The organism is Planktothrix sp. (assembly GCF_046067725.1).
Lineage (GTDB): Bacteria > Cyanobacteriota > Cyanobacteriia > Cyanobacteriales > Microcoleaceae > Planktothrix.
Genome location: NZ_JBJUDF010000186.1, coordinates 1 through 23,390 on the forward strand (window position 1 = coordinate 1; position 23,390 = coordinate 23,390).

Annotated in this window: 22 protein-coding genes and 1 pseudogene; 8 read left to right on the forward strand and 15 right to left on the reverse strand. The window is 39.9% G+C overall.

Going from position 1 to position 23,390, the window contains the following annotated elements; genetic code table 11:
- The coding region (locus ACKPEB_RS11370) for a HEAT repeat domain-containing protein (RefSeq protein WP_408965010.1) at positions 1-762 on the forward strand (762 nt) is incomplete at its 5' end.
- Between the two features lie 296 nt (positions 763-1,058).
- Here ACKPEB_RS11370 and ACKPEB_RS11375 read toward each other — a convergent pair.
- The 5 genes from ACKPEB_RS11375 to urtA all read right to left on the reverse strand — a co-directional run bounded on the left by ACKPEB_RS11375 (position 1,059) and on the right by urtA (position 7,018).
- A complete protein-coding gene (locus ACKPEB_RS11375; RefSeq protein ID WP_408965031.1) occupies positions 1,059-2,408 on the reverse strand; it encodes a DUF3370 domain-containing protein in 1,350 nt (449 codons plus the stop codon).
- A gap of 81 nt (positions 2,409-2,489) precedes the next feature.
- Positions 2,490-3,239: an urea ABC transporter ATP-binding protein UrtD gene (urtD, locus tag ACKPEB_RS11380; protein ID WP_408965011.1), complete on the reverse strand. Its 750-nt coding sequence runs from the start codon at positions 3,237-3,239 to the stop codon at positions 2,490-2,492.
- 4 nt (positions 3,240-3,243) lie between these two features.
- Complete coding sequence (urtC, locus tag ACKPEB_RS11385; RefSeq protein ID WP_408965012.1) at positions 3,244-4,425, reverse strand: urea ABC transporter permease subunit UrtC; 1,182 nt, start codon at positions 4,423-4,425, stop codon at positions 3,244-3,246.
- Complete coding sequence (locus tag ACKPEB_RS11390) at positions 4,422-5,585, reverse strand: ABC transporter permease subunit (RefSeq protein WP_408965013.1); 1,164 nt, start codon at positions 5,583-5,585, stop codon at positions 4,422-4,424. Before ACKPEB_RS11390 ends, urtC begins: the two co-directional genes overlap by 4 nt.
- A 92-nt stretch (positions 5,586-5,677) precedes the next feature.
- On the reverse strand, positions 5,678-7,018 hold the full coding sequence (urtA, locus tag ACKPEB_RS11395; protein WP_408965014.1) for an urea ABC transporter substrate-binding protein: 1,341 nt from the start codon (positions 7,016-7,018) through the stop codon (positions 5,678-5,680).
- A gap of 746 nt (positions 7,019-7,764) precedes the next feature.
- Between urtA and ACKPEB_RS11400 the strand changes: the two genes are divergently transcribed.
- Positions 7,765-7,962, forward strand: coding sequence for a hypothetical protein (locus ACKPEB_RS11400; protein WP_408965015.1), 198 nt, complete (start codon positions 7,765-7,767; stop codon positions 7,960-7,962).
- A gap of 182 nt (positions 7,963-8,144) precedes the next feature.
- The gene (locus tag ACKPEB_RS11405; RefSeq protein WP_408965017.1) at positions 8,145-9,476 is read left to right on the forward strand and encodes a lipid-A-disaccharide synthase-related protein; all 1,332 of its coding nucleotides are present in this window, start codon (positions 8,145-8,147) and stop codon (positions 9,474-9,476) included.
- An 8-nt stretch (positions 9,477-9,484) separates the two neighbouring features.
- Here the strand turns inward: ACKPEB_RS11405 and galE are convergent, their stop codons facing one another.
- The 6 genes from galE to petB all read right to left on the reverse strand — a co-directional run bounded on the left by galE (position 9,485) and on the right by petB (position 14,046).
- The gene (gene galE / locus ACKPEB_RS11410) at positions 9,485-10,483 is read right to left on the reverse strand and encodes a UDP-glucose 4-epimerase GalE (RefSeq protein ID WP_408965018.1); all 999 of its coding nucleotides are present in this window, start codon (positions 10,481-10,483) and stop codon (positions 9,485-9,487) included.
- Positions 10,484-10,521: 38 nt separating this feature from the next.
- The gene (locus ACKPEB_RS11415) at positions 10,522-10,902 is read right to left on the reverse strand and encodes a hypothetical protein (protein WP_408965019.1); all 381 of its coding nucleotides are present in this window, start codon (positions 10,900-10,902) and stop codon (positions 10,522-10,524) included.
- Positions 10,903-10,931: 29 nt separating this feature from the next.
- On the reverse strand, positions 10,932-11,243 hold the full coding sequence (locus ACKPEB_RS11420; protein WP_408965020.1) for a recombinase family protein: 312 nt from the start codon (positions 11,241-11,243) through the stop codon (positions 10,932-10,934).
- A gap of 80 nt (positions 11,244-11,323) precedes the next feature.
- On the reverse strand, positions 11,324-12,496 hold the full coding sequence (locus ACKPEB_RS11425) for a glycosyltransferase (RefSeq protein ID WP_408965021.1): 1,173 nt from the start codon (positions 12,494-12,496) through the stop codon (positions 11,324-11,326).
- A 216-nt stretch (positions 12,497-12,712) separates the two neighbouring features.
- Entirely contained in the window at positions 12,713-13,192 is a 480-nt protein-coding gene (gene petD / locus ACKPEB_RS11430; protein WP_072717853.1) for a cytochrome b6-f complex subunit IV, read from the reverse strand.
- 185 nt (positions 13,193-13,377) lie between these two features.
- A complete protein-coding gene (gene petB / locus ACKPEB_RS11435) occupies positions 13,378-14,046 on the reverse strand; it encodes a cytochrome b6 (RefSeq protein WP_408965022.1) in 669 nt (222 codons plus the stop codon).
- Between the two features lie 96 nt (positions 14,047-14,142).
- On the opposite strand from petB, the gene ACKPEB_RS11440 reads away from it, so the two are divergent.
- From ACKPEB_RS11440 to ACKPEB_RS11460, 5 genes are all read left to right on the forward strand, one after another.
- Complete coding sequence (locus ACKPEB_RS11440) at positions 14,143-14,304, forward strand: hypothetical protein (protein ID WP_408965023.1); 162 nt, start codon at positions 14,143-14,145, stop codon at positions 14,302-14,304.
- 244 nt (positions 14,305-14,548) lie between these two features.
- Positions 14,549-15,784: a carboxyl-terminal processing protease CtpA gene (gene ctpA / locus ACKPEB_RS11445; protein ID WP_408965024.1), complete on the forward strand. Its 1,236-nt coding sequence runs from the start codon at positions 14,549-14,551 to the stop codon at positions 15,782-15,784.
- Between the two features lie 118 nt (positions 15,785-15,902).
- Entirely contained in the window at positions 15,903-17,342 is a 1,440-nt protein-coding gene (locus ACKPEB_RS11450; RefSeq protein ID WP_408965025.1) for a dihydrolipoyl dehydrogenase family protein, read from the forward strand.
- Between the two features lie 17 nt (positions 17,343-17,359).
- Positions 17,360-17,920 carry a pentapeptide repeat-containing protein gene (locus ACKPEB_RS11455; protein ID WP_408965026.1) on the forward strand — a complete coding sequence of 187 codons (561 nt, stop codon included), beginning with the start codon at positions 17,360-17,362 and terminating at the stop codon, positions 17,918-17,920.
- A gap of 321 nt (positions 17,921-18,241) precedes the next feature.
- Positions 18,242-18,901, forward strand: coding sequence for an HAD family hydrolase (locus tag ACKPEB_RS11460; protein WP_408965027.1), 660 nt, complete (start codon positions 18,242-18,244; stop codon positions 18,899-18,901).
- Positions 18,902-19,016: 115 nt separating this feature from the next.
- Here the strand turns inward: ACKPEB_RS11460 and psaC are convergent, their stop codons facing one another.
- From psaC to ACKPEB_RS11480, 4 genes and pseudogenes are all read right to left on the reverse strand, one after another.
- Positions 19,017-19,262: a photosystem I iron-sulfur center protein PsaC gene (psaC, locus tag ACKPEB_RS11465; RefSeq protein WP_408965028.1), complete on the reverse strand. Its 246-nt coding sequence runs from the start codon at positions 19,260-19,262 to the stop codon at positions 19,017-19,019.
- Positions 19,263-19,735: 473 nt separating this feature from the next.
- Positions 19,736-20,632, reverse strand: a complete 897-nt coding sequence (locus tag ACKPEB_RS11470) for a CoB--CoM heterodisulfide reductase iron-sulfur subunit B family protein (protein ID WP_408965029.1) — start codon at positions 20,630-20,632, stop codon at positions 19,736-19,738.
- Positions 20,633-20,757: 125 nt separating this feature from the next.
- The gene (locus tag ACKPEB_RS11475; RefSeq protein WP_408965030.1) at positions 20,758-22,749 is read right to left on the reverse strand and encodes an ABC transporter ATP-binding protein/permease; all 1,992 of its coding nucleotides are present in this window, start codon (positions 22,747-22,749) and stop codon (positions 20,758-20,760) included.
- Between the two features lie 228 nt (positions 22,750-22,977).
- Positions 22,978-23,390: pseudogene (locus tag ACKPEB_RS11480) on the reverse strand (hypothetical protein); the annotation flags it as partial.

Sequence of the window (23,390 nt, forward strand, 5' to 3'; positions counted from 1 at the left end):
GTTTCAGAAATTATGACTGAACCTGATGTTTTAGAATCTCCTACGGTTTCAGAAATTATGACTGAACCTGATGTTTTAGAATCTCCTACGGTTTCAAAAATTATTACTAAACCTGATGTTTTAGATCCTTCTACAGTTTCAAAAATTATTACTAAACCTGATGTTTTAGATCCTGCTACGGTTCCAGAAATTATTACTAAACCTGATGTTTTAGATCCTGCTACGGTTCCAGAAATTATTACTAAACCTGATGTTTTAGATCCTGCTACTGTATCAGAAATTATTACTGAACCTGCTATTGTAAAAGCAGAAAAAATTACATTACCGCCAGGAAAAGCAACTTCAGATGAGCAATTAATTGATCATATTCTAGCAGTTGGAACGTCAGGAAATCTAGCCGCAATTAATACTTTAACCGGATATCTTCAACATTCTAATTCTCAAGTCCGTTATTCCCTGGCTACAACATTAGGAAAACTGACGGCTACTCATCGTCACAATCGGGAAGTACAAAAAATGATTCCGATTTTAACTCATCTCAGTCAAGATCTTGATCCCCGTGTTCGTCAGGAGGCGATCATTGCATTAGGAAATATTCCTTCTCATCAAGTGATTCCGATTTTACAAAAAGGATTACGAGATACTCAAAGTTCCGTTGTCAAATCCGCTAGTCTGGCTTTAAGTAAATTTAAAGTTTATCGCGTTCGTCCTAAATCCCAACCTAAAACTATAATTGTGAAAAAAGCCAATTCATCCCAGTAATATCATTTTACTATAGTCAGTCTAAATCAATTGTACAACTGTTTTGATTCCCAATTGCTCGTAGGTAGAGATGTTGTATGCAACGTCTCTACAGGAGACCGATGCGTAGCAAACATTAAAGGATGGAATATAACTATTTTGTACAATTCATTTAGACTTGCTATATAGCAATCCTATTTGATTTACCGTAGGGGCAATTCATGAATTGCCCCTACGGTAAGGGTTTGATTCATAGAGGTGATTACAACCTATTTAGACTTGCTATAGCAATCCGCAAGCTTTAAACTAGGTTGATTTTAAGGTAATGTTTTCACCGTCAAAACTTGAGGCGCAGACGCATCCGGGGGATAGAGAAAATCAACTTTAACGGGTCTAGTTTCTTTAGGTTTTAATATTAATTTGACTAACGGTTCTCCGGGTTGACCTCGTTTTTGAACTAAATGAATATAGCGAGTCTGGGATTTTTCTTGATCATCTTTATAACTAAATCGAACTGTTCCTCGGAAAAATACTTGAGGTGCGGGAGGGTCAAAAAATCTTAATCCAGGTTGGGATAATTTTTCTTCTTTGATGGGAGTTTGTAACGTTAAAATCACTGATTGAGGTTGATTTGTAGGATTATGTAATGGTAAATTTAAGTTATATTCTATGCCATAATTTCCATGCGCTTGATAGGCGGTATCAGGATATCGAACTACTAAGGGAGCACTTTGAATTTGATTGGTTCCTAACTGTCCTCTCGGTAATGTTGCAATAGGATAAGAAAACGCTTCTCCAGGTTTAGGAATTGTTAAAATTGAACGATTACTATCAACAAGATTCCCATTCCAACGAGAACCTAATGCAACTCCAGCGACTCTTCCATAAATCATTTGTTGAGGATTAGTATTCGGAGGTGTGGGAGTGCGATCGCGCGGTGTTACTAAGGTTCCTAATTTTAATAATTGTTCCCATTCTGTTAGCGTGGGTGCTATTTCTTTTCCATTTGGTTGTACCCTTGCATATTTCGCTAAACTGGCTAAATAAACTTCTCTATTACTTTCTAAACGCATTAAGGTAGACCGACCATTTAAAGGCGGTTCTAAATTTTTAACCGGAATGGGTGCATTTAATAATAAGCGACTGCTTTGAGGAGGAATTACAATTTTTTCAACAAATTCACGTTGTCGTTTTCCCCTTAAAATATCACTCATGACTCGGCTTCCTGGCCCTGCATAAACCGTTCCATTTGTATTATCTAAAACAGAATCTAGGGCCATAAACGGAGCATCAGGTTGACTTAAATAACTCGCCGCTTGTAAAATCTGAATTGTAACAGGTTTTTTCCCAGGATTATAAGCTAATATTCCTAAATAAAGGGTTCTTAAATCATTTTCTTGAGGCGGTTTAGCGACGTGGTGGGCAAAAATATCAAATTTGCCGTTAAAGGGAAAATTTAAGTGCGCTTCCGGTTGTTTTTTATCGGTTTTAGGAAAGGTTGAAAGTAAAATTCCTTCGTTTAAAATTAGTTCAGGACTATTACTATTAAACACCGGAATTTGATCTAATTGTCCGGGTAACGGTCGTACCTGTTGGGGTTGGATAATTTCGCGCGCAGGGGGGGTAGCTTGAGCGAAAAACGTTAAACTCAGAAGTAAGGGTAAAATCATGGTTGCTGAAATAAAAAAGAATAAATTTCGGGCTAAAAGTAAAACCATTTTAACCCGTTAATGAAGTCAGTATTCCTCTTATTCTTCTTCTTGTTTCCCTAAATAAACTTCAATCACACGGGGGTCATTTTGAACTTCATCCATATCTCCTTCACATAATACCGAACCTTGATGCAAAACCGTGACGGTTCTAGCAATTTGTCGCACAAATTCCATATCATGTTCAATCACAATAATTGAATGACTTTCTGCTAATGCTAATAGCAAATTTCCGACGTTTTCCGTTTCTTCATCTGTTAGTCCCGCTACGGGTTCATCAACTAATAATAAATCAGGAGATTGGGCTACTAACATTCCAATTTCTAACCGTTGTTTTTCCCCATGAGATAATAACGCTGCGGGAAAATCAGCTTTAGCAATTAATCCGATGGTTTCTAATAGTCCAGCAACGGTTCTAATTTCTCCCCCTGTTGTGCGTTGAAACAAAGTAGGAAATACATTTTTATTGCGGTTACACGCTAAATCTAAATTATCTCTAACCGTTAAATTGAGATAAATCCTGGGGGTTTGAAATTTTCGCCCAACTCCAAAACAAGCAATTTGATATTCGGGCATTTTTCTTAAATTTCGCCCTTTAAAAATCACCTGTCCTTCGGTGGGTTGAACTTTGCCCGTAATGACATCTAAAAACGTTGTTTTTCCGGCTCCATTGGGGCCAATAATCACTCGTAATTCCCCCACATCCATACTAAAATTTAGGTGATTGAGGGCTTTAAATCCATCAAAATTGACGGTGACATTGTTAATCTCTAAAATTTTAGCAGTCATGATATTAATCTTTGGTTATTTTTTGTTCAAATTCTTCTCGTTCTAACTCGATTTCCGGGTCTTCTTCTAAACGAGGATAGCTAACAATGGCTTTTTGAAATCCGAATAAAGCACGAATTTTATCAAATCCAACGCTTCGCATCCATCCGACAATTCCATCGGGTAAGATTGTCACCACAATTAAGAATAATGCGCCTTGGAAAAATAGCCAAACTTCAGGAAATTGTTCACTCAGTAAGGTTCTTCCTAACCGGACTAATAAGGTTCCTAAAATTGCCCCAACTAAGCTTCCTCGTCCACCTACAGCGACCCAAATTACCATTTCAATGGAAAAGGCAACATCCATTATATTAGGGGTAATAATTCCGGTTTGAACAGTATATAAAGCTCCTGCAATTCCAGCAAATGCTCCTGAAATAGAAAACACTAAAACCTTAAACCAAGTGGGATTATAACCAGAAAATCTCAGCCGCACTTCATCATCCCGAATGGCAATTAATAAATTCCCAAATCGTCCACTGGTTAACCAACGACAGAGTAAATAAGTAGCGATTAAAAACAGAATGGTAATTTCATAAAATGCTAACTGAACTGGAGGAGAACCGACGACAAACCCAAATATTTTATCCGTTTCTGTTTTTAACCCGTTGGTTCCGTTAATCAGTTGTTGTTGACCGTTAAAGAAGTTAAAGAAAACGATTAATGCTGCTTGGGTAATAATCGAAAAATATACTCCTTTAATCCGGTTTCTAAAGACTAAATAGCCTAATAATCCAGCCACAATACCCGGAATTACAATAACTGCAAATAAGGTAAAGGGAAAGGAATAAAACGGTTTCCATAACCCCGGTAAATCATTGACTCCATACAGGGTAAAAAATTCGGGAATTTCTCCGGGGGGAAGTTGCAATTTAATATACATGGCTAAGGCATAACCGCCTAAAGCAAAAAAGATGCCATGTCCTAAACTTAATAATCCCGTATATCCCCAGATTAAATCAATCCCTAATGCAGCAATCGCTAAAGCCAGAAATCGACCCAAGAGTTGTAAGCGAAAAATGGGTAAGATTAAAGGCATTAGAATCGCAAAAAACAAACTAAATCCAATAATTCCTGCCCCTTCAATCAGTAGTTTTTGACGTTTCTGCTTTTTGGTTCTTGCTAGAATACTAATCTCATCCTTCATAGTTCGGCTGTTCTCCCTTTCTGTGGAAAGATTCCTGATGGTTTAACTTGTAAAAAGGCAATAATTAACACGAACACTAACACTTTTGCCAGGCTCGTTGTCGCAAAGAAATTGAAGAAATCAACAAAGAATGGCGCAGCGTTGATGTTAGTTAATAATAAGGCTAAGGTTCCTGAACCGATTAAATAGCTGGTGACACCAATAGCAAAGGCGGCAATTACAGCACCTAAAAGATTTCCGACCCCTCCAACCACTACCACCATGAAGGTATCAACAATATAGTTTTGTCCTGTATTTGGGCCAACAGAACCTAATAATGTAATCGCACATCCGGCAATTCCTGCGAGTCCTGAACCAATGGAAAAGGTTAGCGCATCAACGGTGCTAGTGGGAATCCCTAAACAGGCGCTCATGGTGCGATTTTGGGTAACAGCACGAATTCTTAATCCCCAATTCGATTGGTTAAAAAACCAATAAATTCCAATTAAACAAAGGATTGTTAAAACAATAATAAAAACACGGGAATAGGGAATCTGAAATGTGCCTAATTCTAGTCCCCCTCGCAGCCAAGGGGGAGCGGTTACATCGACGTTTCTGGCACTAAACCAAGGTTTCGCTAACGCTTTTTGGCTTTGTCCAATTACTAATCCTACGGTGAAACCAATTCCTGATGATAAAAGGAATAAAACGGAAATCGCCCATTGTCTAATTTTCTCCCAATTAGACTGACGAGAAAGTACCGCTAATCCTCCAAAAAAGAGCAGACAAAAAATCACAATTCCAATCACAAATGTGGTACTAACACTGCGAACAAATTGTTGTAAAATTAAACTGACTCCCCAAGTTGCTAATAAAGTTTCTAAGGGTCTTCCATACAAAAACCGAATCACCCCTCGTTCTAAGGCTAATCCTGCTAAGGCGGTGACAATAAAAGCAATGGGAATGGCAAAAATAATATAGGTACTAAATAAAGGTTCGCCTAACGGTTTGAAGATATTTTGTACCACAAATGTTGTATAGGCTCCTAACATGATCAGTTCCCCATGAGCGAGGTTAATAACACCCATGAGTCCAAAAACAATAGCGAGTCCTAATGCTGCCATTAACAACACCGAACCGATGCTAATTCCATTAAAGATGGCAATGAATAGGTCTTGCATTTTTTAGGAAAATCTGTGTTAAACGTTTCAAAGCATAGAGACGTTGTATACAACGTCTCTACGAGATCAAAGCGGGTTGATTCGTACTAAAGTTATGTTCCTTGCATTTGGAATTTTTCCCCTTTATTGGGATCTGTCCAGTCACAAGCGTAACCTTTTGTTGCAGGGACAAATTGATTCCAAGGAACCGGATCAACAGGGCCTTCTGTTGACCAAACAATATCAAATAAACCATCATCTCTCACCTGTCCAATTCGCACAGTTTTAGAAATATGATGGTTCGGGAACATGGTTACTTTCCCTTCAGGAGCATCCATACTTTGACCGACAGCCGCTAATCTAACTTTTTCTAAATCATCAGCCGTCCCCGCTTTTTCAACCGCTTGTTTCCACAAATACACCATGATATAAGCGGCTTCCATAGGGTCATTTGTGACTCGATCTTGTCCATATTCGGCTTTAAAAGCTTCTACCCATTTTTGATTAGCCGGAGTATCAACGGTTTGGAAATAATTCCAAGCCGCATAGTGACCTAAAAGGAATTCTTTACCAATTTGTCGCACTTCTTCTTCGGCAATACTAACCGACATTACGGGATATTTATCAGGCGTCATTCCTGCACCCTGTAACTGTTTAAAGAATGCCACATTACTATCTCCATTGAGGCTATTAAAAATTACGCCTCCATCGGGTAACGCTTGTTTAATTTTGGTAATAATTGGGGTAACTTCTGTATTACCCAATGGTAAGTAATCTTCCCCAACGGTTGTTCCCCCAATCGCCGCTAATTGTTCTTTAATAATCGTGTTAGCTGTGCGGGGAAACACATAGTCTGAACCCACTAAGAAAAATTCTTTTCCTTTATTATCAAATAACCATTGAACGGCAGGTTCAATTTGTTGATTTGGGGCAGCACCTGTATAAAAAATGTTTTTAGAACATTCTTGACCTTCGTATTGAACCGGATACCATAACATATGGTTTTTGGATTCAAAAACATCTTTTACTGCTTTGCGACTGGCCGATGTCCAGCACCCAAACACGGTGACAACTTTATCTTGATCAATTAATTTTTGGGCTTTTTCCGCAAAGGTTGGCCAGTCAGAAGCTCCATCTTCAATCACGGCTTCAATTTGTTTACCGAGTACCCCACCATTGGCGTTAATTTCTTTAATCGCTAATTTTTCGGCTTCAACAACGGTGGTTTCACTAATTGCCATGGTTCCACTTAAGGAGTGAAGAATTCCTACCTTAATGGTATCGCCACTACTGGGCGTACTGGTGCTGGTTGTTGTAGCGGTTGGACTGGGAGTGGTTGGTGTCTGGCTGGTGGTATTGACAGCAGAATTCGCGCAACCTTTGAGGAAAAAGGCACTTCCAAAAGCTGCCGAACCATAAACTAAGAATTTGCGTCTACCTAATCTTTTTTTCACGATGATTATTTAGGTATTTAACTGAAAATATAGGTTGAAGAATAGGTCATTTTTCTACCATTTCTGCTCATCATCAATCGGTTGAATACAACATCAAGTCGATAAAAGTCCTTAAAAAATCAACAATTAATGACGATTTGATGCAGTGATGGTATGACCAATTTCCCATTCAGGTTTTGTATACTAGAGGAATTCTCAGCGATGAATTGTAATCTAATATACAAAATCTCAAAAATCTATAAAAGCTAATCATTTTAACATAAATTGTTCTTTTAAAACCAAAATTTAACATCAACAAAAGAACGTGAATCCATTTTGAAATGAACCCACTACAAATACAGAGATTAGTATTAATAACCTCTTTTGTATTCAACAGTTGCATTGAATATATGCAATTTTAGGATTATACACCTCAAGGGATGTTAAGCGTTGATAGAGGAATCGGCAAACCCAGTACGGAACAAAACTTAATCCTTCCCCCTACTCCCCCCGCTCCCCTCGCTCCCCCTCCTCCCCCCGCTCCCCCTCTTCCCCTCCCCCCTGATGGGTTACTCCCTGCTCCCCAAATCTTCAAGATAGAGAGAAGATAAAAGACACCAAGCAGCGGATCGACCTATGTACATCTACCTAAACCGCTTGCACAGACCATACCGATTGTCCAAAGTGTCATGAGGGTGTAAAAACCTTCTGGGTTACTGTTTTTTTCAATCAAGGCATCAATTTTGATCGCCATCAGGGGCTATTTCATGAAAAATATTCTTGTTGTCTTAGGACTCATTGCATCTACCGGTTTCACTGTATGCTCGGTTGCTTCTGCTGATACAGTTCCGTCAAGATCAGAGGTTCATCAAACCCAACTTGATCGTTTGACCATCCTCCAAGAGTACACAGGAAATAATGAGGATGGAGAAACAGAGGAGATCGAAACCAAAAAATCAAAATAAATATCTTTAAACCCCTTGCTAACGTCAATGAACTCCCACACCGATTTCTGATTCCTACTCCAGATGACACCCAAAAACCAAGAATCAGAGAGGATTTCCAAATCAATCTTGATTGTACCGTTTTCTTAATCCTAGACCTGTTGCTGTTAATCTAACGATACAGAGTATGAGGACGTTGAACTGTGACCGTTAAAATTCTATCTGTAAGTAATGGTCATGGGGAGGATGCGATCGCTGTTCGGATTTTACGACAACTTCAGCAACAGTCCTACCCCATCGAATTAGCTGCTTTACCTTTAGTGGGAGTGGGACAAGCTTATCAACAACTGGACAATGTTCCGATTATTGGTCTAGTTAAATCTCTCCCTTCCGGGGGATTTATTTATATGGATCAACATCAACTTTGGCAGGATCTCCAAGCCGGTTTATTTCCATTAGTAATTCAGCAATATCAAACAATTCGTCAATGGGTCAAACAAGGAGGAATCATTCTCGCCGTTGGGGATATTGTACCTTTATTTCTAGCTTGGTTCAGTGGTGGTAATTATGCCTTTGTGGGAACAGCCAAATCAGACTATTATTTACGGGATGAACACGGGTCGTTACCGTTAACGGGAATGTGGCGCTGGTATCGTTATTTTGATTCGATTTATTTTCCTTGGGAATGCTGGTTAATGAAGAATTCTCGCTGTTTTGGTGTATTCCCCAGAGACACATTAACGACTCAAAAGCTACAGCAATATTCGATTCCTGCGGTTGATTTAGGCAATCCGATGATGGACGATTTACAACCTATTAAAACCGATTTTAATTCCCTGAATCTTGAAGAAAATCAAAAAGATCGCTCGCTTGTTATTACCTTACTTCCGGGTTCTCGCGCTCCTGAAACCTATCAGAATTGGCAATTAATTTTACAGGGAATTCATTCTATTATTCAAAACTTTACTGATCCGAATCACGGTTCAATGATATTACCTGGAAATCATCTTCCCAGCTATCAACGGTTGGTCTTTGTTGCGGCGATCGCACCCGGTTTAGATTTATCATCCTTTTCTGAACCTCTGCCGCCTTTAGGGTGGCAAGAAAGCCCGGATTTTCCCTTGTCAGATGTTAACTATTTTTTAACGGATAAAGCATTAATTTTTTCTCGCGAAAAGGCAATATTAATCATCACCAATTATCAGTTTAATGAGTGTTTATTCGTTGGAGATGTAGCGATCGCCATGGCGGGAACGGCGACGGAACAGTTTGTGGGTTTAGGGAAACCTGCGATCTCAATTCCGGGTAAGGGCCCACAATTTACCCCCACCTTTGCCGCTAATCAAAAACGTCTCTTAGGGCCATCTTTAATCGAGGTACAACATCCCACAGAGATTCCTGAAGCATTGCGATCGCTATTTCATCACCCCGACCCATTAAAATTAATCACTGAAAATGGCAAACGTCGCCTCGGAAAACCGGGTGCGAGTCGCCGTATTGCTGAATATTTAATCTCATCATTTCTCAAAGCCTAACTCCAGAGTTAGGCGTGTCGTTTTTGATGCCAATTCCAAGCATGACTGACAATAGTTTCAATATCAGGATATTCAGAATTCCAGCCTAATATTTGTCTGGCTTTTTCCCCACTTCCAACTAAACTAGGTGGATCTCCAGGGCGGCGATCACATTCAACCGATTTAATCTCTTTTCCAGTAATTTTACGAGCGGTTTCAATCACTTGTTTAACCGAAAAACCGTTCCCATTTCCTAAATTAAATACATCGGTTTTCCCACCTTCTAATAAATATTCTAATCCTAAAATATGGGCTGTTGCTAAGTCAGTGACATGAATATAATCTCGAATACAAGTTCCATCCGGTGTAGGATAATCTGTGCCAAAAATAGAAATAGAGTCTCGTTTTCCTAATGCTGCGAATAAGGTTAAAGGAATTAAATGGGTTTCAGGATTATGATCTTCTCCTAATAATCCATCGGGGTCGGCTCCGGCAGCATTAAAATACCGAAACCGCACCGATTTAAAATCATAAGCAACATCAAAATCTGATAAAATTCGTTCTACCATTAATTTAGTCGCGCCATAGGGATTAATCGGATTTTGCGGATGGTCTTCAGGAATGGGAACAATTTCAGGAACCCCATAGGTTGCACAGGTGGAGGAAAATACAAATTTATTGATTCCTGCCTGTTTCATTGCTTCTAATAGCGTTAACGTTCCGATGACATTATTGCGATAATATTTATCGGGATGACTAACCGATTCCCCAACATAGGCATAAGCCGAAAAGTGCATAACTGCGTCAATTTTGTGACTGGAAAATAATTCATCTAGCAAGGCACGGTCATTCGTATCCCCAATCATTAATTTGGTTTTTAAGACGGTTTCTACTAAATCTCGATGTCCATAAACTAAATTATCAAGAATAATCACCTCATAACCCGAACGTTGCAGAGCTAAAACAGCATGGGAACCGATATAACCCGCTCCTCCCGTTACTAAAATCGTTGCTTTCCGTTGAGACACAATATTTATTCTCCCCTGTTAAGTTTAAACCATTTCAATTAATCTTCTAGGGTTTGTACTGAAACATCAACGACCTGTACATCAATGGTTCCTGGGGGTGTTAAGCGACTAAAATGTCCCTGCTCAACCTTGATCGGTTCTCCACAGTTCGGACATTGACATTGAGTGTTATTGAAAGCCGGGAATTCCTCGCTACAAACGGGACATAAATCTTGTATCAGATTCCGTTTTAACCACCATTGGACACCCAAAATGACTAAAACCGGGGTAATAGCAATTAACCCAATTAAAATCAGAATTCCCTTGACCAACCAACCCAGACCAATGGAGATTAAAATGCCAACGATAGCGAATGTAACTAACCAGTTACTCAAATCTGAAAATCTGATTTGTAGCGTTCTGAACCGATCTGGGTTCACAGTGATCTCCTTAATTATTCAAGCTAGAATCAATTTGCTGTAAATGGAAAACAGTTGATGTTAACATAACCGATATCTCGGACAATTTCTGCATCTGGATAGATTGATTGCATATAGGCAACTTGTCTATCGAGGTCATCTCGTTGTTTGGTTGAACTGACTCGGCAATAGCAAACAGTGGTAGCTCCAACTGTATTCCGTATATAGGATTCGACATCGTAGAGTCTTTGCCCTGCCGAGTTTTTGATGCTTTTGATCTTCCCTTCATCGGCGTATTTTCTTAATGTATTGGGATGCAGACCCAGAAATTCGACCGCTTTTCCGAGTGGTATGTATGCCATGTTTCAAACTATGGCATACGTTAGTGTCTGTTAACAAAACTTATACTGTTGAATAACCTTTCGTTTTCTATGATACTACTTTACTTTTGAAGCAACGCTTGGACTCGGTTTTGAAAGGCGGGTTTACCGAAACTGGCTAAACTTTGCTGACGTAACCAATGGCCATGACAACGTTGATCCTGGCCTTTGAGCAGTTCAATACAAGCTTGAGAAACGGCATCTACATCTCGATGGGGCACTTGCCAGCCTAATTTGCCATCCTGCAAGGGATCGGCCGAACCATCGCTATCTCCAGCAATCACGGGTTTTTCACAGGCCATTGCTTCTAAATAAACAATTCCAAACCCTTCTTGAGACGGCATCACATAACCATCACAAACGCGGTAATGTTCAACTAATTCTTCGGTGGGAACAAACCCAGCAAAGATCACGCGATCGCTCACACCTAAATCTTGAGCTAACTGTTGCAGTCTCGGTTGATCATCGCCCCGACCAATGACTAAATATTTAACATCGGGGAAAACTTGAGCAATTTGGGATAAGGCGCGAATGGTGACATCCACTCCTTTATACGGATCACCTTTCCACAGTCGGGCGACAGTCATTAACACCCGTGAATTCTCTAACCCATACCGTTCAATCAAGTGTTGAGATTTGGGGCCTGGGGTAAATTGTTCCCCATTGACCATACAAGGTAAGATTTCAAATTGTTGAGGATTTAAGGCATTAGCAAGACAAGCTTGATCGCGGCTATAGCGGCTAATTGTCCAAATTTGGTCAGCGTTTTGCAGAGCTTTTTGATATTTCGTCGGTAAAGGTTCCCAGACTTCTTTACCATAGGTTAATACGGTGTAAGGAATTCCTAATGGTTGGCAGATGGTTTGTACCAAGTGGGATAAATTGATATGACCACATAATACTCGCTGAGGTCGTTTTTGGAGCATACTTGTGAGTAAAGCGGTTGCTAATTTAACTCGTCCCCAGTTGGGATATTGAGAGTTAAAATATTGAAATTTAAACGGACTCAATGGCGTTTCAAAAGGGTTAAAATCCTGGGGAGAATCCCGTAGAATTAAAACGTTACTATCAGGATGAATTGGGAAATTAGAGGGAGAATTACTATCCTTAAAATCTTGATAAGCATTTAGGATATCTTGTACATAGGATTGAATCCCACCTTCGCAGGAAAAAACGGCTAAAAAGCACCAAGTTAAAAAGGTTTGCTCTGGTTTTAGGTATTTTTTTAATAACATAGTTGGGTTTCAAGAATCATATTTTTCTCAATACACAATCCAACATGGCAAGTTAATCTGGTTCACAATCACCAGTTTTGTACTCCTTAGCCGTAATACCCTAACTTCCTATAAAAATTGATACCTGTGATGGTTCACAAGATTTAGCTTAACAAGCTATCCTGGTCAACTCACAGGTATCAGTAAAGATTCTCGAATCAGGGGAAAATTCGTTTCTTAGAACCCTAAGGTCAAAGACTTGTCGATGGGCAGGGCTGCACCAATTCCTAACCACAGTGTTACTAAGGTTCCAAATAAGAAAACCGCACTTGCCACAGGACGACGGAAGGGGTTTTGGAATTTATTAACACTTTCAATGAAAGGAACGGCAATTAAACCAACAGGAATCGAAGACATTAACATGATTCCTAAGAGTTTATTGGGAACCACCCGTAAAATTTGGAAAGTCGGCCAGAGATACCATTCCGGCAGAATTTCTAAAGGCGTTGCGAAGGGATTAGAAGGTTCTCCCACCATTGCCGGGTCAAGAACAGACAAGGCAACGATTAAACCGAAAGACCCCAGAATCACCACCGGGAACGTATATAACAAGTCATTAGGCCAAGCAGGTTCACCATAGTAGTTGTGACCCATGCCTTTAGCCAATTTAGCACGAAGAACGGGATCACTGAGATCCGGCTTTTTTAAGATGGACATGATTAAAATTGCGCTCCTTTTTTGAGGAATCTAGCAAGTCGTTGCTGATTGGTCATTGTTGCTGCAACGCTCTACATTCAGTGTAGCAAGGGCTACTCCTCAACCCAAAATTCTATACTTGGGATTTTAGATTTTCCATTAAAAATCACAGGAGTAGCGAAAAACCCAGACCCTAGCCTGTTGACTTACAGAGGGCCGGAAATCCCTTGCTTCCGAATCATCAGGAAGTGGGCTAACATAAACACGGCAATCAGCCAAGGCAGCACAAAGGTATGTAAGCTGTAGAAACGGCTGAGGGTGCTTTGACCAACGGCCGTACCGCCCCGCATTAGTTCCACAATGGTAGAACCAACAACCGGAATGGCTTCGGGAACTCCAGACACAATTTTCACAGCCCAGTAACCCACTTGATCCCAAGGCAGAGAATAACCGGTTACCCCAAAGGAAACGGTGATCACGGCTAAAACCACACCCGTGACCCAGGTTAACTCACGTGGCTTTTTGAAACCGCCTGTTAGATACACGCGGAAAACGTGCAGGATCATCATTAACACCATCATGCTGGCAGACCAGCGATGGATGGAGCGAATTAACCAACCAAAGCTTACATCCGTCATAATGTACTGAACGGAATTGAAAGCTTCTGTGACGGTCGGTTTGTAATAGAACGTCATTGCAAATCCAGTGGCAAACTGAATTAAGAAGCAAACTAAAGTAATTCCACCCAAGCAATAGAAGATGTTGACATGAGGGGGGACATACTTACTCGTAATGTCATCCTCAAGGGCTTGGATTTCCAGCCGTTCATCAAACCACTTGAAGGTTTGAGAGTCTTTTATTCCCTTAGAAAACATGAAGCTAGAATTCCTAACAATGAATTGCCGTCAGCTATTGTTTTGCTTTCAGGAACCTACGATAATCAGCAAAATATTTGATGATTTGTCCTGTACTTGCGTTATCCCGATGGTGTCGCCACTGATCAGTTCACAAGCCTTGACGAACTCAAGCAAAGTCCGAAACGCAATGGCATGATTAGAGATGCGTTTAAGTCTCTAGGATTGACATCCTCCGCCGATTATCGGGGGATTCCTGACTCTGAGAAATTTGGCTAACAATCAACCATCACCCAGAGCAACAGGGGCCTCGGTTTTCATCCGATTGACAGCTTAGGCTAAAAGCCCGGTGTGTTCTCCCCTACGATAAAAAATGTAACATAACTTTAACTCAATTTCACGAAAGTCGGGAATCAACATCCAATGCTGAGAGCCCCTAACGGTCTTGGTTTAAGATCAAGTGATCCAGGTTCCCCAAGTTGATCTCGAAGCCAATTCTTAAAATAGCGATTCAATCACCATCATGCACAAGCGAGTTTTTCAGATAGCTTCTCTCATAATTTTGCAAATTACCTTAATCTGGCTGAGTTGGACAACGACGGTTTGGGCGTTGACCGAAGATCAAAAGATTTTTAGCGAAAGTTGGCGAATTATTAATCGAGCTTATATTGATGAGAGCTTCAACCATCAAAATTGGTGGTCTATCCGCGAGAAATTGATGCGACAACCGTTCAAAAACCGGGAAGATACCTATCAGGCGATTGAGAAGATGTTAGCGACTCTGGATGACCCGTTTACTCGTCTGTTACGACCAGATCAATATCGCAGTTTACAAGTGAATACTTCCGGGGAATTGATGGGTGTGGGGTTACAAATTGCCCAGGATGCTGACACAGGAGATTTGACCGTTATTGCCCCTATTGATGGTTCTCCGGCTGAACAAGCGGGAATTCAACCCCGTGACCGCATTTTGAAAATTGATGGGTTTCCTACCACTGATTTAAGCTTGGATGAATCCGCCGCCCGGATGCGGGGGCCGATGGGGAGTCGGGTCACGTTAACAGTATTACGAGAAGGAAGTCCGGTTGCAGAAGAAATTGTCTTAATTCGCGATCGCATTGCCTTAAACCCGGTGATTGCTGAGTTACGGTCTGATTTAGGACAAACGCCTCTGGGTTATATTCGTTTAAGTCAATTTAGCGCCAATGCCACCGAAGAAGTCGCCCATGCCATTCAATCCTTAGAACAACAAGGGGCCAAAGCTTATATTTTAGATTTAAGAAATAATCCTGGGGGGTTATTACAATCGGGGATAGAAATTGCTCGTCTTTGGTTAGATGAAGGCACGATTGTTTATACGGTTAATCGTCAGGGAATTTTGGGAAGTTTTGAAGCGGTGGGTTCAGCCTTAACCCAAGCACCTTTAGTGGTTTTAGTTAACCAAGGAACGGCGAGTGCGAGTGAAATTTTAGCCGGAGCATTACAAGATAATCATCGAGGGATTTTAGTCGGTGAAAAAACCTTTGGCAAAGGCTTAATTCAATCCTTATTTGATTTATCCGATGGGTCAGGATTAGCGGTTACGGTTGCCAAGTATGAAACCCCCAATCATACCGATATTAATAAGTTAGGAATTATGCCGGATCGGGTGATTACATCAGAAGCTTTATTGCGGAGTCAAGTGGCAACGACATCGGATCAACAATATCAAGCGGCGTTGCAATTATTATCCTCTCAATTTGTGATTGCTCAAAATTGAGGAACCCATAAAACATAGGGAATAGCAAATGGGATTGAGACCTAACCCTAGTCACAACAGGTTTAGGTCTCTTAACCTCTACCATAAAATATTACAACCTATTGCTAATTAGCGGATTATGTTGGATTATGATTTGGTTATTTTAGGGGGGAGTAGAACGGGACGCTATGCTGCCTTGTTAGCGGCTCAAATGCAAGCACGGGTAGCTTTAATTGAACCAAAAGAACAAGGTTTCAAACCGGGATATAAAGGATTATTTCCCATGGCTGAATCTGTTCAAAATCTCCATCAAATTTCTTTATTTGACAAACAAGATGCTGAATTTAATTTCAATTGGCAACAAGCTAACCGTTGGCTAAACTCTGTCACCCGAAACTGTGAACTCCTCTATTCTTCTCAACGGTTAGGAACTTGTGGGATTGATGTGATAATCGGTCAAGGAGAATTTATCAATTCTCCGCGTCTGGGATTTAAGATTAATCATCGAATTTTACGATCGCGTCATTATTTATTAGCCTTAGCATCCCAACCCAAAATTCCACCGATTGAAGGGTTATTATCTACAGGATTTATTACTCCAGAAACCCTTAGTTTATTGTTAGAAAAAAAACAAAGGTTATCGGATAGTATTCCCCAAAGGTTAGCCATTATTGGGGGTACTCCCGCAGGCGTTGAATTAGCTCAAGTGTTCACCCGTTTAGGGATGGATGTAATCATGGTCGTCAAAGGGAATCACATTTTAGGAAAAGAAGATCCTGAAGCGGTACAGTTTATTCAAGGACAATTAGAAGCAGAAGGTGTAAAAATATTGACGCAAACGCCTGTGATTCAAGTTAAAAAAATTGACGATAAAAAATGGATTCAAGCCGGAAATACAGCTTTAGAAGTGGATGAAATTTTAATCGCTTGCGGTTCTCAAGTCAATGTAGATTCCTTAAATTTAAAAACAGTGGGTGTGAATTTTAAGGGAAAATATTTGTGCGTTAATGAAAAATTACAAACAACCCATCCTAGAATTTATGCCTGTGGTGATCTTTTAGGGGGGTATGGTTTTGAACATCTGGCCCAATATGAAGCCCAAATTGCCCTTAAAAATACGTTATACTGGCCCAAGTTTAAGGTCAATTATCAAGGGATTCCTTGGGCGATTTTTTCTAACCCGCAATTAGCACAAGTTGGGTTAACAGAAACCCAAGCTAAACAACGCTATGGAACTCAGGTTATTGTTGAACGACAATCCTTGAAAATGATGATTCAAGCTCAAATTTGGGGAGAAACAACAGGGTTTTGTAAACTGGTGGGACTCTCGAATGGTAAACTATTAGGAGCTACGGTGGTGGGTTCTCAAGCGAGTGAGTTGATTCACATCCTAGCTTTAGCCATTCGTCAAGGGATAAATTTGAAAACGTTAGCAGAATTTCCAGCTATATTGCCCACGTTTTCAGAAGTTTATCATCAAAGTGCGATTGCTTGGATTCATCAACGTCGTCGTCAAAATCGGGTATTATTTGATTGGATTGAGAATCTATTTCATTGGCGACGATATTGGGGAAATTAAGGATAAAATTTTAAATCATGCAGAAATTAAGTTCTAATTCGTTATCCATGTTTTCAATACGGAAATTTAAGGTCTTACAGCTTCGGAATCAATATAAATCCTTAACATTAATCACTTTAGGGGTGTTAATGTTAATGGTTTCAAGTTGTCAAAAACCTGCGGCTCAAGTGCAGTTAGGTCAAGATCAAGAATGTTTTGGATGTGATTTTAGTGGGAAAAGCTTACAAGGGCAAAATTTAGAAAACGCTAAACTCAATAATTCTAACTTTAGTCAAGCGGATTTAAAAGGAGTTAATCTCAAAGGAGCGTTGTTAGATAATGTTGATTTTACGGGGGCAAATTTAACGGGTGCTGATTTAAGTGGAACTGCGTTAACTCAAGCCAATTTAACCAATGCTAACCTCAGTCAAGCCAATCTCACAGGGGCATTTATTCGAGGTGCTAAACTGAATAATGCTAAACTCAAGGGTGCTAATTTTAAGGATGCAGATTTGAATTCAGCCGACTTAAATGGAGCGGACACCACAGAAGCTAATTTTCAAGGAGCTATTATGCCAGATGGGACAATTCAAAAATAAAATTAGAAACAAAAACTGGGTTTTTAAGCCACAATTATCTGTATAGAAAGTCTCAATGATTTGTGATCAAAACCTGTAGGGGTGAGGAGACCCAACCCAGGCGCAAAGAGGCTTGGGTCTGCCAATCCCTACCCTAAAATATTATAACCTGGGCCCAGATTGCTATATCATTGTAAAATGAGCAGGACTTACGCACAAGGGGTTAAAAAACCCGGTTTCTCATTGAGGCTCAGAGCGACAAGCTTGATTTTGGGTTCAGAAACCGGGTTTTTGCGTAAATCCTGATGAGGTAAAAACCCGGTTTTTCTACCCAATTTAATCATGCTTAAAGCTATTTTATTTGACTTAGATGGAACCCTAACGAATACTGACCCTTTACATTATCAAACCTGGGCTCATGTTTTAGAAAGCTATCAAATTCCAATTAATTCTAATTTTTATAAAGCGCATATTAGTGGCAAAACGAATGCTGAAATTGTGCAGGATTTATTTCCTCAGTTATCCCCAGAAGAAGGATTAAAATTAGCGAATTTAAAAGAAGCAAATTTTAGAGAATTGGCGATTAATTTAGAACCTTTGGCTGGATTAAATGAGTTTTTATCTTGGGTCAAAAACCAATCTTTTAAAACGGGTTTAGTAACCAATGCACCTCGTGAAAATACAGATTTGATGCTCAACGTTCTGAATTTATCAGATTATTTTGATGCGGTCATTTTATCCGATGAAATTGGAATCGGAAAACCCAATCCGGCCCCTTACCAATATTGTTTAGATCAATTAAATATTCTAGCAGAAGATGCGATCGCATTTGAAGATTCTCCTTCAGGAATTCGTTCTGCCATTGCTGCGGGGATTAAAACCATTGGGGTTGCTTCCACCCATGATTCAAAAAGCTTAAATGATTTAGGGGTAACCTTTGTGGTTGAAGATTTTAAAAGTTCCCTCTTGTGGGAATATCTATCTGGGGATTTTACCGATTAATAAATAAAAAAGAGGGGGTAAATTCCGCCCTCTGTTGAAGATTGAACCAACTGTCCGTTTCCGGGTGGAGATCAGCAGTTGGAATAGATAGAAAAAACCCGCTTTGGGGCAGAGTTTAATAAGCTAGACCCATGCTCCGAGTTGTTTCAGCACCGAGATAAACCCGAATACTTAAGAAGTCCGTAGGACAGGCGGTTTCGCACCGTTTGCAACCGACACAATCCATTGTGCGGGGGGAAGAAGCAATCTGACCCGCTTTGCAACCATCCCAAGGAACCATCTCAAGGACGTCAGTGGGACAAGCGCGAACGCATTGGGTACAGCCGATACAGGTATCGTAAATTTTGACTGAATGAGACATTGAATGATTTCTCCAGTAGATATCAAAATGTTACAAGTTCTGCCCTGAATACAGGTTAGAAGTCCAGCGTGACTTGACATTCCTGCGAATGAAATTCGAGGGATTCTTAAAAGAGTTTTCCTCCTAAAGACGATGCCAATCAGCTAGTACCCACTCCGGTAAAACCATCGTGGCTATTTTTCTATGAGCGGAATCATCCCATATATTCCATCACAATACCCCAGTGTTTCACGTCCAATACACATAAGGCGATAAAACTTTAAACAATGTAATACTTTGCTTGGCCATTGACCCTTAACTCTTGACCCAGGAGTGCAAAATGTCCCTTGTATTAAGGGAACAGGGAATAGGGAATAGGGAATAGGCAATCTTGCTATAGGCAATAGACAATCTTGCTATAGGGAACAGCTTAACTGTAAGAAATCAAAGGGTTTGCTGGATTCACTCTGAAGTCCTAACCGTAATGTGTAGTGCTATGGGAGTTTTTCCAAAACCGATTTTGTCGAAACCACATGGCGGTCTAAACCCAGTTGTTTCGGGTCAATACCGAGGGCGAGAGCCACTAATTGGGGAAGATGGAGAACAGGTAAACCCAAGGGACGTCCGATGACTTTTTCCACTTCCGGTTGGCGGGAATCTAAATTCAGATGACACAAAGGACAAGGAGTAACTAAACAATCTGCACCGTTTTCAAGAGCCTCTTGAATCTGGTTTCCAGCCATTTGAAACGCCGATTCGGTGGCATAACTTGATAAGGGCCAGCCGCAACATTGAGTTCTACCCCGATAATAAACGGGAGTCACCCCAATTGCCCGAAACAAGTTTTCCATCGATTCCGGTTGATGGGGGTCATCATAAACCAGATGGGTTTGAGCTCGTAACAGGTAACAGCCATAAAAGGCGGCACACTTCAAACCGGACAATTTGCGCTTGACTCGTTGTTGAATTTCAGCTAAACCATAATCGGCGACTAACGCCCAAAGCAGGTGTTTAACTTCCGTTGTCCCTTGATAGGGGGAACATCCCTCTTTACAGAGTAATCCATTGACCTTTTCAATATAAGCTGGATCGGTGTGTTGAAATTCCTTTAAGCGTTCATCCACATGACCAATAACCCCTTGACAAGTGCTGCAATGGGTCAGTAAGGGTAAATTTAATTCTTCTGCTAACGCAATATTCCGGGCATTTACGGTATCCTCCAACAGTCGAGAATCTTCTTTGAAGGTTCCCGAACCGCAGCAAGATGCCTTTTTGAGTTCAATGAGTTCAATGCCTAACGTTTGGGTGAGGACTTGCGTAGATTGATACAGTTCCCGACAAGCTCCCTGGGCTACACAACCCGGAAAATAGGCATATCTCAAGGATGGCATAGAAATAACCTTCTCTACGAACAACAAGGGCATGGAGAAGTGTCCCTTATCTTCCATCATCGCCTGTCGTTACCCGGATGGGGAGGAATGAACAATTAAGAATTAACTCTAAGTTCCCTGAGAAGTTAAAGTCTCACCCATTTTGCAATATCAAGGGTTTTATCATAACGATAGCTCAGACCATCATTCCCAACAATCGTTTGACCTCGACTGGCTTTATTCTTAATGGTACTTAAGCTATAGTTGGTCAGTTTTTGCATTTCTTGATGGGTAAAATTGTCTTGATTGTTGATTTCAGAGACAATTTCTATAGTTTCATAAACGGTTTGACCGTTGTGAGAATGAGTGGCGGTTGTTGATGAATAATAGTCTTTCATCGTCATTAACCGCCAAGTAGAATCCTCGGAAAGTTCCAAAACCTTTTGATGATAGTTAAACAAACTTTCTCGATGTCCGACACTAATAAAGGTTTTTCCGGTTTGTTGTAACTGTTTATATAAATGATCTTCATTTTTTAAATCTAAAGCACTGGTGGCTTCATCTAAAATCACAAAATCCGGCTGATTTACAAACAGTCTCGCAAAGGCTAAACGTTGTTGTTCTCCCAAAGATAAAATATTTTCCCAAGCTACTTCTTCATCAAAATTTCTAATCCGATTAAGAACATCTTGCAGGTTAACTTGTTGTAAGATTTCTTTTAATTGGGATTCACTCATCTCCGTTGTCGTTTGAGGATAAATTAGCTGTTCACGCAAGGTTCCTAAAATGATATAAGGACGTTGGGGTAAAAATAATAAATCGTCGAGGGGAGGTCGCACGAGATGACCTGTCCCTGTATTCCATAACCCAGAAATAGCTCGTAAAAGAGAACTTTTTCCTCGACCACTTGGCCCAACAATTAATAACCCTTCACCGGGTTCAACGGACAGTGATAAATGTTCGACAATCACTTTAGCAGCGTCGGGTGTTTGTAAGGTGACATCCTCAAAGGTTAGATTGTTATCTTCAATGACTTTAATGGTACTAACCGGGTTGGTTTGTTCGCTGACGGTATCTAACGCTTGGGAAAAACCTTCTAATCGTTCAATATAATTAATAAACTCACCAGAGCGTCCAAATTCATCGACTAATACGGATAATGCTGTTGAAAAGAAATAGCAACAATAGCTGGCTTGGTTAACTTGTCCAAACTCAATTTGACCACTAATATACAACGGGGAAACAATTAAGAAGGGGAAGAGTTGAACCATGGATTGGTAGCCTCGGTTAAAAAATTCCTGGGTTCTTTCCCAATTAATTCTTTCAATCATGATTTTAATCACCTGATTGAACTTCCTTTGAATAATATTTAATTCTTTTTCTTCCCCTCTAAAAAATGCAATCGATTCGGCGTGAGTCCGAACATGAGTAATGGCGTATTTATAGGTTCCTTCGATTTCTAATTGTTGTTTATTGACTTTATTTAATTGTTGAGTAATATAGGTAGCAACAATATTTCCAATAATCGTATAAACCAAAAGCACAATAGAAATTGTTTTAGAAATTGACCAAAGAATGGCAATAAAAACCAGCATCTCCATGACTTTTTCGACGCAGGTTGTTAAAAAGTCCATCGTTGTTCTGGCGATGGGTTGAATTTCTTGGGATAAACGTTGATCTGGATTTTCAATATCCCCTTTAAAGTTGATTTGATAATAAGCCCGATTTTTAAAATATTTTTGCAAGATATTATTGTTAATCCATTGATACCAATCCAGGGCAATTAACTTTTTAAGAAACCTAGATAATCCTGAGAAAAAGGTCATACTGCCTAGGGTAATCCCATAAATAATCACAAAATGAGTTAATTTTTCTGCATCCCTAGCTTCTGTGACGCTAATTAAGTCTCTGAAAACAAAACTATTAAACGCATTAAGACCTACTACTCCCACTAATAATAAAAATAATAAAACGATCATTCCCCAGGAACGAATAATTTGTGAAAAAGCTCTATCCTGGGGTTCTTTAGGATACCAATAAACTTGAATAAATCTTAAAAATTCTTGAAGAGATTGATTGAAAGTTCGAGTCTCTTCTTTGAGATTCATGCTGTCTGAGGTTTTTTCTGCAACATTCATGGAATTCTTCTCGCGCTAAAATGGGGGCATTATAACTGTTAATCGCTATCTATTGAGTTAGACATTAATTCAGCATACCATAGGGAGGTATCATCAATAGTCAATATTCAGAATCAGCATGATGATCACAGATTCTATCACTCTTGGAATTGATGCTCTGGATATTTTGAATTTGGGGATAAGATAAGCTGTGCAATTCAGCTTATGGGGTGTGATGAAATCGAGCATTTATTTTGTTAAAAACCCACTTTTAGTAAAATATTCAAAATAAGTTTTTAACAATTTTTGATCAATCGGGGGAAAATTAAACGCTGTACTCTTTAACCCCATTACCGTATTTTCAGAATCAAACTGGGGGGGATAACCTGCTGATAAATTTTCATCTGAAAAGTTATCTAACACCGGAGATAAAGCATTATCTGTATTAATTTTACATTGTTCTGTTAAATGCGATCGCCATTTTTCAAACGAAACCAACTGCAACGGATAACCCATTTCCTGAACACAATCAAATAACTCACGATTTAAGGTTGGGTGAGAATTCAACAAATGAAATGCTTTCCCTAAAGAGGTTTCTTGACTGGCTAAATGTACAATTGCACCACTCACATAATCAACAGGAGTTAGGTCTTCTGTACTAT